The following is a 14,571-nucleotide window of genomic DNA, read 5'->3' on the forward strand; positions in this document are numbered from 1 at the left end:
CGCTGGTCCTTTTCGTTAAGTCGGCTCAAAGCCTCCTACCCGGTTCGCGCCCGCTTGGCAAAGCCCTGCTTTGCGCTTAGATCGGGGTTTATGGCAAAGAACAAATTCCACGATGGCCCCGGCCCGTCCCAACGGCAGCTGCGTGTCGGCGAACTGATCCGCCGCACCCTGTCCGAAGTTCTGGCGCGCGGAGATGTCCACGACCCCGACCTGAATCGCATGTCGATCACCGTGGGTGAGGTGCGTACCTCGCCCGATCTGAAGATCGCCACCGCCTATGTGCTGCCCCTTGGCGGCAGAGGGCAGGAGGACGTGATCGAACTTCTGGCCCGCAACAAGGGTGAGCTGCGGCGCATGGTCGGCAAGAAAGTCGGCCTGAAATTCGCGCCCGATCTGCGCTTTCGGCTGGATGACACGTTTGACCGTCTGGACGACACCCGCCGCATGTTCGAACAGGACGCGGTGCGCCGCGATCTGGACGAGTGATCCGCACGTTTGTCACATTGGCGACGCTTCTTTGGGCCGCGCAGGCAGGCGCGGTCACTTGTGAAAAGCTGACCCACGAGGACAAACGTTATACGGTTTGCAACGTCGATGCAGCCAATGAAGATCTGAGGCTTTTTCTGAACGGCGAAGACGGTCAGGTATTGGGGCATTTTTCGTCGGTCAACGAAGTGCTGGCCCCGGAAGGCGAACGGCTGGCCTTTGCGATGAACGCGGGCATGTATCACGACGACCGTTCACCCGTTGGCCATTATGTCGAGGACGGCCAGGAGCAGATGCGTGTGATCACCAACCCCGGCCCCGGAAATTTCGGGTTGCTGCCCAATGGCGTGTTCTGCATCCGTGAGGGCCGGGCGGATGTGTTTGAAACGCTTGATTACGTGGATCAGGCCCCCACCTGCCGCTTTGCCACCCAATCCGGCCCTATGCTTGTGATCGACGGAGAACTGCACCCGCGCTTCTTGCCCGATTCGACCTCGCTTTATGTTCGCAATGGCGTCGGCACCAGTTCCGATGGTACGCGTGCGGTGTTTGCGATCTCGGAAGATTATGTCACCTTCCACGAGTTCGGGCGTCTGTTCCGCGATGTGCTTGGCACACCAAACGCGCTGTTTTTCGACGGCAATATCTCGCGGATGTATGAGCGGGCCAGCAACCGCTCGGATCTGGGGTTCTCGCTGGGGCCGATTGTCGGCGTCGTCGAAGAAACGCCCGCAAATTGACAGTGGCAGAGTGATCCGTTAACTCGCGCGCCTTAGCAAGATTCAAGGTGCAAGATGGGACGCAAACGCAAGGGTCGCGACATTTCCGGCTGGCTGGTGGTGGACAAGCCCGCGGGCATGACCTCGACCGCCGTGGTCAACAAGGTGCGTTGGGCGATGGATGCCAAAAAGGCGGGCCATGCGGGCACGCTGGATCCCGAGGCGACCGGCGTTCTGGCAGTTGCCTTGGGCGAGGCGACCAAGACCGTTCCCTATATCACCGATGCCTTAAAAGCCTATACCTTTACCGTGCGACTGGGGCAGGCCACCAACACGGACGATGCCGAGGGCGAAGTGATCGCGCAAAGCGATGCGCGCCCCTCGGATGATGACATCAAACAGGCGCTGACCCCGTTTCTGGGCGATATCATGCAGGTGCCGCCCAAATTCTCGGCGGTGAAAATCGACGGCCAACGCGCCTATAAACTGGCCCGCGATGGAGAGGATGTGGAACTGAACGCTCGCCCCCTCTGGGTCGAGGAACTGATCCTTGTCGACCGCCCCGACGAAGATCACGTGGTGCTGGAAATGACCTGCGGCAAAGGCGGCTATGTCCGCTCGATTGCCCGCGATCTGGGCGAGGCGCTGGGGTGCCACGGCCACGTCAAGGAACTGCGCCGCATCTGGTCCGGCCCGTTCGAGGCCGAGGACGGGTTGAGCATCGAGCAGATTGACGAGATGGCGAAAACAACCGCCCTGGACGAGTATCTGCACCCGCTGGAAACCGGCCTGTCCGACCTACCCGAACTGAAATGCACACCCGAAGGCGCCACCCGCCTGCGCAATGGCAATCCGGGCATGGTGCTGGCTGGGGACGTGGAATACGGCGACGAGGCCTGGGCATCGTTCGACGGCAAGGCCGTGGCCGTGGGCATCTATAAATCCGGTGAATTGCACCCCAGCCGGGTGTTCGTCGACTGAGAGTCGTGTTAGGCGAAGGGCATGATCACCCGTTCCCACACCAAGGGCGACGCGCCCTCGACCGCCATATATTCCGATTGCGAGAAATACCGCTATAGCCTGACCCGCATCTGGGACCCTGAAGGGCGCAAGGCATTATTTGTGATGCTGAACCCGTCAACCGCGACCGAGGTGCAGAACGATCCGACGGTGGAACGCTGTGAACGGCGCGCACGCGCGTTGGGGTTCGGGGCGTTTCAGGTCACGAACATCTTTGCGTGGCGCGACACCGACCCGCGCAAGATGCGGGCTGCCGCCGATCCGGTCGGGCCCGAGAATGACGCGGCCATTCTGGACGGCGTGCAATGGGCCGATCAGGTCATCGCGGCCTGGGGCACGCATGGCGCGCATCTGGAGCGTGGCCCTGCGGTGGAAACCCTGTTGCGCGGCACCGGCCAATCGCTGTTCCATCTGGGCCTGACCAAGGACGGCCACCCCAAACATCCGCTTTATATCGCCTATACTCAGCAGCCAGAACTCTGGTGACAAAGGATTAACCATTTCAAAGGTTTACCTTTGACCCGGTGACGGCCGACATGGGATATTCCACCCTCGGAACATCATGCTTTCGGAGGGGTTCCATGTTTCTGGCCGGATTGCTTGGACTGGCCGCCATCGGCGGCGCTGCTTACGCGATGAGCGATTTTCTGATCGAAGAGGACGACACGCCGGATGAAAACCCGGAAGGTGAACCTTCCGCCGAGGTTGGTACCGGTGAATTTCTGGTCATCGGCGAGGGTGTCGAAGACCCGGAAAACGCTAACACCGAACCCTCGCCGGACAGTAGCGAGGCGCCCTTCACCGGAACTGTGATCTCGGAATTTGAAGGCGATCTCGTGATTGCCGGTGACGATGGTTCGGACGTGATTACCGGGCAGGACGGTGTCGATCAGATCAACGGCTATGGCGGGGACGACACGATAAACGGTGCCAAGGGCAACGACGTTCTGCACGGGGGCGACGGCGCGGATGAGATATCGGGCGGGCAGGGAAATGACATCCTGCACGGTGAGGCGGATGACGACCTCTTGTTCGGAGATGACGGGGATGACGCCCTTTACGGTCACTTTGGTGACGACACACTGGATGGCGGTGCGGGTGAGGACGAACTGTTTGGCGGTCAGGGCGACGACAGGCTGGACGGCGGCGCAGGGGATGATGCGTTGCAGGGCGGGTTCGGGGATGATGTTCTGAACGGGGGCGAAGGTGAGGATACCGTCTTTGGCGGGGATGGAGACGACTTTGTTTTCGGGATCGAAGAGGGGGCCGCCGAAAGGGATTTCCTGAACGGCGGTGCGGGTGACGATACCATTCTGGCAGGCGGCGAAGACGTGGTAACGGGCGGAGACGGGGCCGATGACATCGTGTTGAACCCAGGCGACGATCAGGTGACCGTGATGGGGTTTCAACCCGGCGAAGACAAGCTGCTGGTGACGTGGGAGGATGAGACCGACCCGGCAATCGAGGTTGAGGCCGACGCCGAAAACGCCAACCTGACAAGGGTTTTCATCGATGGGCAGGAAGTTGCGCAGGTATATGGTGCCGAAGGGATGACTGCGGCCGATATTCAGCTGATCACCGAAGCGCAGCTGGCACAATACGGTCAGATGGTCTGAGCCCGCAGAAACCTTTTGCCATTTGGGTCAAATGCGCTTATACGCGCCCATCCGCATCGGAATCGGTGCGGTTTTCTCCATGGGCCTGTGCTGGACGACATCCCGGCCTGCGCCATCAACTCTAACCTTTTAAAGGAGACCCCGATGTCGATCACTGCCGCTGAAAAAGCACGCGTCATGCAGGAATTCGCAACCAAAGAAGGCGACACCGGTTCGCCTGAAGTACAGGTTGCTATCCTGACCTCGCGCATCAACACCCTGACCGAGCACTTCAAGACCCACAAGAAAGACAACCACGGTCGTCGTGGTCTGCTGAAAATGGTTGCTCAGCGCCGTAAGCTGCTGGACTACCTGAAGGGCAAGGAAGAGGCGCGTTACCAGGACCTGATCAAAAAGCTGGGCATCCGCCGCTAAACGTATTTGTTACGTTTTGTACCGGTTCTGAACCCCGGTCTGTAAGATTTGTACGCCCGCCCAATTGGCGGGTGTTTTCTTATGTGGACGAATGTCAAGTATTCCGACCGACCAAAGCTGCAGTGGTAAACTCAATCTTGGTTGGCAAGGTGAGCCCAATCTGGACATTGACGAACGGCCATGCGCATCGTGAGGCATGTCGCTCACGGAAGACCTAAACCAAATTTTAGAAACTGTCTTGCCGACCGATCCCAGCTTTCAGCAGATCGAATATGCGGTGATAGACAATTGCATTAGTGAAACCCGGCGATACGCCTTGGAGGGCTCCACCGAAGCCTTCCTGATGTCCGCGATGCGTCTATTGGCACTTCCCGACAATGGGCACACACGGCTGATCCCGAACGATGCGATCACCGTGCTTCCGCTGAGGTTCGTGAGCGTAGGGCGTTCTGTGCAACTCGTCGGCGCGTTTCCAGAGATAACTGCACCGCGAGGAGAACTGATTGCGGTCAACGGCACAGCTTTGAGCCAGATTGAAGCCAAGGCGGAACAGTTTCTTGGGGGAACTTGCCAAAGGAAGCGAGTCATCGGACCTATTCTTTTGGCTTGGCCGTACGCCTTGGCACGTTTGGGTATTTCGTCAAACGGCGGAACGACCGAGTACCGTGTTCAGGACGAAAATGGGCAGATAACCAATCTGAAAGTGGCGATTGGAAACACCGTTCCTGGATCCATGCTCTACCCGAGAAACGAGCACGGCAAAGATGATCCAACTTGGGTGCCCAAAACTTTTGTGGAGATAAAGGATTGGCAAGATCTTGGGCTATCAATAGCGTTACCGAGCTTTTTTGCTCCGAACGAAACAACGCTGCACAAAGCCGTCTCAGCCGCAGTGGAACGCGTGCGCGCCTGTCCGAACAGAACGCTTTTGATTGACGTTCGCGGAAACACCGGCGGCGATTTTCTTCTGACGATGCCTTTGATAGACGCGATCTCGCAAAGCGCAAGTAAGCAGGTTGTTGTACTTGTCGATAAATTCACGTTCTCCGCGGCGATAGTGTTTGTGGCCATCCTCAAACATCGTTTGGGAAACAGGCTCAAACTCATCGGGGAAGAAATGGGTGACGGGTTGATGTTCTTTGCCGAGGGCGGGTTGCTCGAATTGCCGACCAGCGGAGCGGTTGTTCGATACTCATCAGCTTTTCACGATTGGAAGAATGGAAGGACTGACAAAACCACGCCGCCTGAAATCGCGCGGAAGATCGTTCCCGTAGGGGCACTGAAATTGGATTTGGAATGGGTCGCAAGTTGTGCAGATGAGGATGCGGACGGCACGTTCTATCAACGAATTCTCAGCAGCGTGAGCACTTAGACAAACGGCCGCGACGGCATCGCGGCTCCCATCCGCGACGCCGCTCGGCATGGCTTTTGCTGTCTTCGGGTCAGATCGCCTGCCACTTTTTGTAGGTATCGACCGCTAAGGCGGTGTCGATCACGAACATCGCAACTGCGGTTACCATCGCTAGCATCGACACCCAGAACGACCCGCTTGCCGAGGCGACGGCCAGTGTCATGCCGCCGACGCAGGTGGCAATCGCGGCGGCTTTTTCAAGGCCGCTCATGTCGGTCAGAACGATGCCCGCAAGTTTGGTGAACCCGACGGACGCCTTGGCGACGCCCAGCATGGCCTTCATCATGGCCAGATCGCTGCCCGCCGTTCCGGCCTTGGCGATTGCGCCGGCATGTCGGCTGATCGGGCCGCTGCATTTGACGGCAATCCCGGCCCCGGCCCGCGTGACCGTCTTGGTTCCGAGCGCCTGATAAACCCCCAGCGCGGCCATGGCCATCGTGATGATATCGGCAAACGCTTTGGCGGCGGCCCCGATAAAGGTGTTCAGCGCGGCTTTCTTGCGCTTTTTCCTGCTGGTGCCCAGCGGTGCCCCCAAAAGCGGCGTGTCCCCCTGCATCAGGATCAGGCTGTCCGCGGTTTCCTGCACCGAGAACGGCGCGGCATCGACGGGAACCGTAGCGGCTTCGGCCTCGGGTATCGGGTCGGGGGACAGGAACCGCGCCTTGATCTGCGCCTGTTGGTCGGCCGGAAGCGCGCGGATATCGGCCCCTTCGTCTGAGGCATAAAGCTCTTCCCATGCGCTTTCCATGATCGCGGCCACGTCCGCCGCGCTTGGTTCGGTGGCCGGGGCTGTCATCAGTGGCATCTTGGGGCCTGCATCAAGGTCGATGTCCTCGACCGCGTCCTCGGGGAGCTTGTCGAGCATCTCGATAAATGACTCGTCGAACACATCAGGGTTGAATGAAATGCCAGAGGCGGAATGGAGCTTCATGGGTAAACCTACTTTCATTAACTTTGACACAATAAGCCTGCACAATAGACGAGTTTTGAAATCTCTCTGTGGTGAACATCACACTTGAACAACCGGTCGCCGCCAACCGGGGGGCGCGGCGTTTCGTGGCCGCAGCAGAACGCGTGTCTGTAGATCAGCCGTTATTCGGGAAGACCGGCCTTTTTCCACCCTTCGCGCCAGCTTTCCGCACAGGCCGGAACGGTAAAGATTGGCAAACTGGTCTGATCCGAGGAAGCGGTGATATCGGGGCGCATTGCTTGCAGGTCGCTTATCGCCGCCTGCGCCGCTGCGGCATCCGACATCTGGCCCAAGGCGGCAATAAGCATCAGGTGGCTCATGACAAATCCTGACCGAACGGCCAGAGCGTCACGCGCTGCGGCGGCGGCCTCGTCATACCGGCGCAGTTGAAAAAGCGCACTTGCCCGGGCGATATGCGCCGCATGGCGCATCGGGTCTTTCGGGCTGAGTTCAATGGCATGTGTTGCGTGTTCCAATGCCTCGTCCGACCGGTTCAACATGCACAGGTTGATAGAGGCGAGCATGTGAACACTTGCAGCATTGGGGTTTTCGGCCAGAGCCTGTTTGAACGCCGCCCGCGCGCGCGGCAAGTCGCGGGCCAGCATCGAGATTGAATGCGCCGCATAAGCCATGGCAATGCCGTCGGCGCGGTCGCTCATGAGAACGCGTTCTGCCGCGCTGATGGCGGCCCTGGGCCCTTCGCCGATGGGATCGAGCCCCTGAACAAGCCGCTGAATGTGCAGCCAGGCCAGCAGCCCTGCGGCAGCGGCGTAATCCGGGTCGCGGTCCAGCGCCAGCGTCGTCAGCCGGATGGCTTCGCGATTGGCGTCATCTGTCAGCAGGTGAAATTGCGACTGCGCCTGAAGATAGAGTTCATAGGCTTCGAGGTTTTCGGTCGGCTTGGCGCGGGACCGGTTCGTTTCAGCGTGGCGCAGCGAAGGCTCGATCGCCGTGACGACCTCTTGCGTGACCTTGTCCTGAAGGTCGAAGATATCGTCCAGCACCCCGTCAAAGCGATCGGCCCACAGGTGGCTGCCATTTTCCGCATCGATCAACTGCCCGGTGATCCGGACACGCTGTCCCGCGCGGCGGACGGACCCTTCCAGCACATACCGAACCCCGAGCGCCAGGCCGACCTGGCGGATATCCGTCGTTTTTCCCTTGAAGATGAAGGACGAGTTGCGGGCCACGACCATCAGCCAGCGAAAGCGCGACAGTTCCGTGATGATGTCCTCGGTTATACCGTCGGCAAGGAACTCTTGCTCGGGGTCGCCGGACATGTTGTCGAAGGGCAGAACGGCGATCCCCGGGCGGGTGTCGGCGGGTGTTGCAAGATTGGCGGTTGAGCCCTTTGGCCAACACCAGACACCAACGCGGCGCGTGATGTTCTTTAGCTCGGCCTGCCCGCCGCCGCCGAACAGACCCGCATCACCCCGGTCAAGGCTGTGATGCGCCGTGTCCGAGATCAGGATCTGGTCGGGTTTGGCCAGAGCTTCGAGCCGGGCAGCGACATTGATGCCATCACCGAAGATGTCTTCGCCTTCTGTGATGACCTCGCCCGTGTGAATACCGATGCGCAGCCGCAGCCCTTCGGGCTTGTCGCAGGATTGCAGGGCAATCGCAAAATCCGACGCGTCGGACGTTGACTGGAATTCAGCGATCCAGCCATCCCCCATGCTTTTGATCAATGTGCCGTTGTGGGATTCCAGCAGGGCAGTGAGCGTGTCGTCACGGAACGATTTCAGCGCTGCAAGTGTACCCTGCCGGTCCTGATCCATAAGCGCAGAGTACCCGACTACGTCAGCCGCCAGCACTGTCGTAAGCCGTCTTTTCATTCGCACCCCCGATGAAAGTTAGGTTAGCGCAGTGATCCGGTTCTGTCAGGCCATTTCCCGGACGGGGGTTATGGCACGCGTCGCACCATCATGCGGCCCTTGTGCCTTGTGTCGCGCTGCGAGGGGGCAGGGCCTGCCTCAGCATGATCCGGCCAGCTTTTTCGGTTTCGCTTTCCTTCCAACGCATTCTCATGTATGCGCGCGGTATCTGAGACGTTGTGCCCTGACCCCGGCACTCGAACGGAAGATAAATGGGGTCGGCGGCAATGGGGCCGCCATGCAAAACCGGAGACCCGCAGGGGCGGGAGTGCTCCGTTCTAGGATACGCATATGTTTGATGTAACGAAGAAATCGATGCAGTGGGGCGAGGAGACGCTGACACTGGAAACCGGCAAGGTTGCCCGTCAGGCCGACGGCACCGTGATTGCCACGCTGGGCGAAACCAGCGTCATGGCCAACGTGACCTTTGCCAAGAGCCAAAAACCTGGTCAGGACTTTTTCCCGCTGACCGTACATTACCAAGAGAAATATTACGCCGCCGGTAAGGTTCCGGGTGGCTTCTTCAAGCGCGAAGCGCGCCCGACCGAGAAAGAAACGCTGACCGCGCGTCTGATCGACCGTCCGATCCGCCCGCTGTTCGTTGACGGTTTCAAAAACGAAGTTCTGGTGATGTGCACCGTGCTGAGCCACGATCTGGTCAATGATCCCGACATCGTTGCAATGATCGCCGCCTCGGCTGCGCTGACCATTTCCGGCGCGCCGTTCATGGGCCCGATCGCCGGTGCCCGCGTTGGTTTCGTGGATGGCGAATACGTCCTGAACCCGACCGTGGATGACATGCAGGACCTGCGCCTGAACCCTGAACAGCGTCTGGATCTGGTTGTTGCCGGCACCAAAGACGCCGTGATGATGGTGGAATCGGAAGCCTATGAGCTGTCCGAGGCGGAGATGCTGGGTGCCGTGACCTTTGCGCATGAGCAGATCCAACCGGTCATCGACCTGATCATTTCGCTGGCCGAAGACGCCGCGAAAGAGCCGTTCGAATTCGTCGCACCCGATTACTCGGAGCTTTACGCCGCCGTTTCGGCTGCCGGTGAAGAGCAGATGCGCGCCGCGTTCGCGATCACCGACAAGCAGGAGCGCACCGCCGCTGTTGCCTCTGCCCGTGAAGCGATCAAGGAAGCGCTGACCGAGGAACAGCTGGAAGACGCCAACCTTGGCTCGGCGATGAAAAAGCTGGAAGCCGGTATTCTGCGCGGTGACGTCGTCAAGGGCGGCAAGCGCATCGACGGTCGTTCGACCACCGATGTGCGTGCCATCGAAGCCGAAACCTCGTTGCTGCCGCGCACACACGGCTCTGCCCTGTTCACCCGCGGTGAAACCCAGGCGCTGGCCGTGACCACGCTGGGCACCGGCGACGATGAGCAGTTCATCGATGCGCTGCACGGCAACTTCAAATCGAACTTCCTGCTGCATTACAACTTCCCTCCGTACTCGGTGGGTGAGGTTGGCCGCGTGGGTTCGCCCGGCCGTCGCGAAATCGGTCACGGCAAGCTGGCATGGCGCGCGCTTCAGGCGGTTCTGCCTGCGCCGACCGACTTCCCCTATACCATCCGCGTAGTGTCCGAGATCACCGAATCCAACGGCTCCAGCTCGATGGCGTCTGTCTGCGGCGGTTCGCTGTCGATGATGGATGCGGGTGTTCCGCTGAAAGCCCCGGTTGCCGGTGTTGCCATGGGCCTGATCCTGGAAGATGACGGGTCTTACGCAGTTCTGACCGACATTCTGGGTGACGAAGACCACCTGGGCGATATGGACTTCAAGGTTGCGGGTACTGCAAACGGCATCACCTCGCTTCAGATGGACATCAAGGTCGCGGGCATCACGCCTCAGATCATGGAAACCGCCCTGGCACAGGCCAAGGACGGCCGGATGCACATCCTGGGCGAGATGGGCAAAGCCCTGTCCGAGACCAACGAGTTCTCGGTCCACGCGCCGCGCATCGAGACCATGAACATCCCGACCGACAAGATCCGTGAAGTGATCGGTTCGGGCGGCAAAGTCATCCGCGAGATCGTCGAGGTTTCGGGTGCCAAGGTCGACATCAACGACGATGGCGTCATCAAGATCGCATCGCCCGATGGGGAATCGATCAAGAAGGCCTATGACATGATCTGGTCGATCGTGGCCGAGCCGGAAGAAGGTCAGGTCTATACCGGCAAGGTGGTCAAGATCGTCGATTTCGGTGCCTTTGTGAACTTCTTTGGCAAGCGCGACGGTCTGGTCCACGTGTCCCAGATCGAAAACCGCCGCCTGAACCATCCGTCGGATGTTCTGAAGGAAGGTCAGGAAGTGAAGGTCAAGCTGCTGGGCTTTGACGATCGCGGCAAGGTTCGCCTGTCGATGAAAGTGGTCGATCAGGAAACCGGCGAAGAGATCGTTCCCGAGAAGAAAGAAAAGAAAGAGGAAAGCGCAGAGTAATCTGCCCACCCTCTGATTGAATGCGAAAAGCCCCGGTTTCGACCGGGGCTTTTTTTGTCCGTGCGGTCAAGAACACCGGGCGTCCCGTGGCTTGGTAAATCAATTATTAACACTTCATGCGTGTATTTACTCAACCATAAGGATGATCATGTTGCATTCAGGGATGCTTTTCGACCGTGGCCTCGATTACCGTTTTCGAAATCAGCGCAGACCCCTATAGCAATAAAAGCGTCGATATAACCGCCGCTTATTTCGTTGACATCACCGACAATGACGCCCTGTTGCAGGATCCCGACCCTGACAGCGCGCAGCTTGACCTGTCGGCCCTGCCCGGTTTTTCCGGGACAAGCCAGAATTTCAGCACCTTCGAAAGCTATTCGGGAACGGTGAACGGGGCACCTGTCACCTTCATTCTGGTTCAGTTCTCGAACCCGCGCTACATCATCGTCACCTCGGGTCAGGCGCAGTTGAACGATACGATCACGGGGACCAGCTTTGGCGGGACGGCAGCGCCAACCACCTATCAGACCTTGCCGTCTTTCGTGTGTTTCACCGCCGGGTCCCTGATCCGGACGCCCGTCGGGCTGCGCCGGGTGGAGACGCTGAACCCCGGCGACCCGGTTGTCACCGCCAAGGGCCATACCCGCCCGGTGCGCTGGATCGGCAGGCGTCGCTTGTCAGCGCAGGAGTTGCAACAGGACCCTCATCTCTGCCCGGTACGGATCATGGCGGGGTGTTTCGGGCCGAACAGCCCCAACCGTGATCTGGTCGTCTCGCCACAACACCGGATCGCCGTCACCTCGGCGATGATGGAGCTGATGCATTGCGAGACCGCAATGCTGGCCCCGGCCAAGGGATTGATCAACGGGCGGACAATCGTTCAGGAACTGCCCGCGCAAGGGGTCGAGTTTGTCCATATCCTTTTTGACCGGCATGAGTTGGTGAATGTCGAAGGGGTCTGGTCCGAATCCTTCTATCCCGGCGACACGACACTGGGCGCGATGGCACCCGCCACAAGGCGCGAGCTGTTCACCCTGTTCCCGGATCTGGCCTGCGGTGCCGGTGGCTATGGATCAACCGCGTTGCCGGTGCTGAAACCCTTTGAGGTTCGGGTGCTGAAGGCGGATCTGACGCTGCCCTGCTGGTCATCGGTCCCGAACACATCTGCGCACGCCGCCTGACAGGGGTGCCGATCAGTGGGTAACCCCGCCGGGCCCATGTTTCAGAAGATGCCACTGGCCATAGCTGTCCTTCAGGTCCAGCTTTATCGCGGCATCAGAGCGGGTCGAGGCGCTGCCAATCTCGGCAATGGAAAACTCGATCCCGCCGGGGATATCGATGCGCACCCGATGCGCGCCGCCACCATGCGGGGCCTGAATCGGCTGTCCGGTGGATTTCAGAACATCACCAACGGTAACGCTGGCCGTGCGCTCTTCAAGGTCCATCTCGAATTCGATCGGCAGGTAGAGCGTGTCATGAACCGTCTCGCACATCGCCCTGAACACATACCAATGCGTCGCCATCTCTTCGGTTTCTTCACCGTGAAAGACCTTTTCCAGCGCGTCGCGCTGTGCCGGGGTTGCTGCGGGATCAACGATCACCTGCATCTCGCCGCCGCCCTCAAAGATCGGCCCCGGCCAGGCATAGATCAGCGCGGCTTTGGTCCCGCTGAGGTCGGTGTCACCGAAATGCCCTTTGGTCACCTCCAGCACTTCGAACCCCCGGCAATCGCCATGGGTCGGCAACTCTTCGAACTGGCAGGGGCAGGCATAGCCGCAGTTGCAGTTCCCGAAACTCTCTCCTTCAACATACCAATCTGTAAAAGCCATGGTCTTCTCCTGCTTTGAACAGTCCGAAAGCCCGAGGTGATTGGTCGCATGCCTGAGTTTTGCCCCTAAGCACCCTATCACAATTCGGCGCGAACCAGAACCTGAGGGGCCCGAAGAAGCCGATGAACAGCGCTGCCCCAGCCCCGGATCTATTCACTCACGCGCGTCCAAAAACCTGTGAAACGAAGTGATAACCCCGCGCCTTTCCTTTCCGTCAAACCCGCCCACATCGAGGCCAAGCAGAGTTTTGGAGCAACGGAGACAATCATGTTCAAGCACATTTTACTTACCTCAACGGCCCTCGCCGCCAGCGCGACAGCGCTTGCCGCGCAGAGCCTGGGTGACGGCACCTATGTTCAGGGTTTTGTCGGGTACAGCCAGCTGCAGGACAGCGATTTCGCAGGCACGATCGGCGGCGCGCCGCAGTCGGTCGACACGGAGTTCGACGCAGGGTTCGGTCTGGGCGTGGCCATCGGCAAGGAGATCCCGCAATGGTCCAATGACAGGTTCGGAACACGGGTTGAGCTGGAGCTGTCTTACCGCGACAGCGACGTGGATGGTGTGAACTTCTCGGGCAACGGGCCGGGGGCCGAGGGCAATATCTCGGGCGATGTCACGCAGACCTCATTGTTTGCCAATGTGCTGTTCGATTTCAAACAGGCGGGTGCGCTGACGCCCTATGCCGGGTTTGGTCTGGGGGCCACCTATTCGGATCTGGATTTTGCCTATGGGCCCGGTGTGGCGCTGGATGACAGCGACACCGCCTTTGCCGCGCAGCTGATCGCCGGTGTGGCTTACGAGATCAACCCGTCAACCGCCTTTACCGTCGACGCCCGCTATGCCCGCGCCTTTGACGTCTCGTCGCGGCGGCTGGCCCCGAACGGTGCGTTGACCGGCATCGTCGAAGACGATCTGGATACGTTCAGTGTCAATTTCGGGCTTCGGTACAGGTTCTGAGGTCTAGGGGCAGGTTTCCCGCCGGTCACCCTGCCCCCGCCTGCTTCATCTGGCCCCAAATATCCTCGGGGGGGATCGTGCCGGCAGGCGCGATGGGGGGCAGACAGCCCCCCTGACCCGGTAACCGCCTTAGGACGGCGCTTTGGTCTTGCGCAGATAGGGAAAGATCGTCTCGAACGCGCCGAATTTGGCCTTGGCGTCTTCGTTCGACACTGAGGGCGGGATGATCACGTCTTCACCCGGCACCCAGTTGGCAGGTGTTGCGACACCTTTAGACGACATCTGCAACCCGTCCAGCGCGCGCAGGATTTCGGCAAAGTTGCGGCCCACGGTCATCGGATAGGTCATCGACAGTTTCAGCTGCTTGTCAGGGCCGATGATAAAGACCGACCGCACGGTGGCGCTGTCAGCCGGGGTGCGGCCATCAGGCAGGTAGGCTTCGGCGGGCAGCATGTCGAAGGCTTTCGACACCGCCAGACCCTCATCAGCGATGATCGGGAACCCGGGATTGGCCTTGCCGTATTCCTCGATATCCTTCTTCCACTTCTTGTGGTCTTCAACTCCGTCAACCGATACGCCGATCACCTTGGTGTTGCGCGCGGCCCATTCGTCACTCAGCTGAGCGACGGCCGAGAATTCGGTGGTGCAGACAGGTGTGAAATCCTTGGGGTGCGAGAACAGAATGGCCCAGCTGTCGCCAATCCAGTCGTGAAACTGAATGGTGCCCTGATCTGTTTCTGCGGTGAAGTTCGGGACCGTATCGTTGATGCGCAAACCCATGGGGTATCTCCTTTCCAGTATTAACCTGAGTCGATTGCCCGCAACCTAATCAC

General features: G+C 59.6%; 14 protein-coding genes. 10 read left to right on the top strand and 4 right to left on the bottom strand.

All coding sequences use genetic code 11. The features are described from left to right. Positions 1 to 90 precede the first annotated feature (90 nt). The 7 genes from rbfA to ACR0AP_RS09230 all read left to right on the top strand — a co-directional run bounded on the left by rbfA (position 91) and on the right by ACR0AP_RS09230 (position 5,627). Entirely contained in the window at positions 91 to 486 is a 396-nt protein-coding gene (gene rbfA, locus ACR0AP_RS09200; RefSeq protein ID WP_209505090.1) for a 30S ribosome-binding factor RbfA, read from the top strand. After that, positions 483 to 1,226: a phosphodiester glycosidase family protein gene (locus ACR0AP_RS09205; protein WP_480506508.1), complete on the top strand. Its 744-nt coding sequence runs from the start codon at positions 483 to 485 to the stop codon at positions 1,224 to 1,226. The genes rbfA and ACR0AP_RS09205 overlap by 4 nt, the downstream gene beginning before the upstream one ends. 54 nt (positions 1,227 to 1,280) lie before the next feature. Continuing rightward, positions 1,281 to 2,186: a tRNA pseudouridine(55) synthase TruB gene (truB, locus tag ACR0AP_RS09210; RefSeq protein ID WP_480506509.1), complete on the top strand. Its 906-nt coding sequence runs from the start codon at positions 1,281 to 1,283 to the stop codon at positions 2,184 to 2,186. 21 nt (positions 2,187 to 2,207) lie between these two features. Then, positions 2,208 to 2,711 (top strand): DUF1643 domain-containing protein, encoded by a 504-nt coding sequence (locus ACR0AP_RS09215; protein ID WP_209598417.1) that lies wholly within the window; start codon positions 2,208 to 2,210, stop codon positions 2,709 to 2,711. A 95-nt stretch (positions 2,712 to 2,806) separates the two neighbouring features. Continuing rightward, complete coding sequence (locus ACR0AP_RS09220) at positions 2,807 to 3,841, top strand: calcium-binding protein (RefSeq protein ID WP_480506510.1); 1,035 nt, start codon at positions 2,807 to 2,809, stop codon at positions 3,839 to 3,841. 144 nt (positions 3,842 to 3,985) lie between these two features. After that, a complete protein-coding gene (gene rpsO / locus ACR0AP_RS09225; protein WP_170329634.1) occupies positions 3,986 to 4,255 on the top strand; it encodes a 30S ribosomal protein S15 in 270 nt (89 codons plus the stop codon). A gap of 196 nt (positions 4,256 to 4,451) precedes the next feature. Continuing rightward, the gene (locus ACR0AP_RS09230) at positions 4,452 to 5,627 is read left to right on the top strand and encodes a S41 family peptidase (protein WP_480506511.1); all 1,176 of its coding nucleotides are present in this window, start codon (positions 4,452 to 4,454) and stop codon (positions 5,625 to 5,627) included. Between the two features lie 70 nt (positions 5,628 to 5,697). Here the strand turns inward: ACR0AP_RS09230 and ACR0AP_RS09235 are convergent, their stop codons facing one another. Both ACR0AP_RS09235 and ACR0AP_RS09240 read right to left on the bottom strand, forming a co-directional pair. Continuing rightward, positions 5,698 to 6,597: a hypothetical protein gene (locus tag ACR0AP_RS09235; RefSeq protein WP_209505095.1), complete on the bottom strand. Its 900-nt coding sequence runs from the start codon at positions 6,595 to 6,597 to the stop codon at positions 5,698 to 5,700. Between the two features lie 161 nt (positions 6,598 to 6,758). Then, entirely contained in the window at positions 6,759 to 8,471 is a 1,713-nt protein-coding gene (locus ACR0AP_RS09240) for an adenylate/guanylate cyclase domain-containing protein (RefSeq protein ID WP_480506512.1), read from the bottom strand. Positions 8,472 to 8,801: 330 nt separating this feature from the next. Here ACR0AP_RS09240 and pnp point away from each other — a divergent pair, with 330 nt between their 5' ends. Both pnp and ACR0AP_RS09250 read left to right on the top strand, forming a co-directional pair. Next, positions 8,802 to 10,952 carry a polyribonucleotide nucleotidyltransferase gene (pnp, locus tag ACR0AP_RS09245; protein ID WP_480506513.1) on the top strand — a complete coding sequence of 717 codons (2,151 nt, stop codon included), beginning with the start codon at positions 8,802 to 8,804 and terminating at the stop codon, positions 10,950 to 10,952. A 176-nt stretch (positions 10,953 to 11,128) separates the two neighbouring features. Continuing rightward, positions 11,129 to 12,133, top strand: coding sequence for a Hint domain-containing protein (locus ACR0AP_RS09250; RefSeq protein ID WP_480506514.1), 1,005 nt, complete (start codon positions 11,129 to 11,131; stop codon positions 12,131 to 12,133). A 12-nt stretch (positions 12,134 to 12,145) separates the two neighbouring features. Here ACR0AP_RS09250 and ACR0AP_RS09255 read toward each other — a convergent pair whose 3' ends face one another. Then, the gene (locus tag ACR0AP_RS09255) at positions 12,146 to 12,781 is read right to left on the bottom strand and encodes a DUF1326 domain-containing protein (RefSeq protein WP_480506515.1); all 636 of its coding nucleotides are present in this window, start codon (positions 12,779 to 12,781) and stop codon (positions 12,146 to 12,148) included. A 267-nt stretch (positions 12,782 to 13,048) separates the two neighbouring features. Between ACR0AP_RS09255 and ACR0AP_RS09260 the strand changes: the two genes are divergently transcribed. Next, positions 13,049 to 13,738: an outer membrane protein gene (locus tag ACR0AP_RS09260; protein WP_480506516.1), complete on the top strand. Its 690-nt coding sequence runs from the start codon at positions 13,049 to 13,051 to the stop codon at positions 13,736 to 13,738. Between the two features lie 129 nt (positions 13,739 to 13,867). Here ACR0AP_RS09260 and ACR0AP_RS09265 read toward each other — a convergent pair whose 3' ends face one another. Continuing rightward, on the bottom strand, positions 13,868 to 14,518 hold the full coding sequence (locus ACR0AP_RS09265; RefSeq protein WP_480482809.1) for a peroxiredoxin: 651 nt from the start codon (positions 14,516 to 14,518) through the stop codon (positions 13,868 to 13,870). Positions 14,519 to 14,571 lie beyond the last annotated feature (53 nt).

It is taken from the genome of Ruegeria sp. AF7, assembly GCF_056541885.1.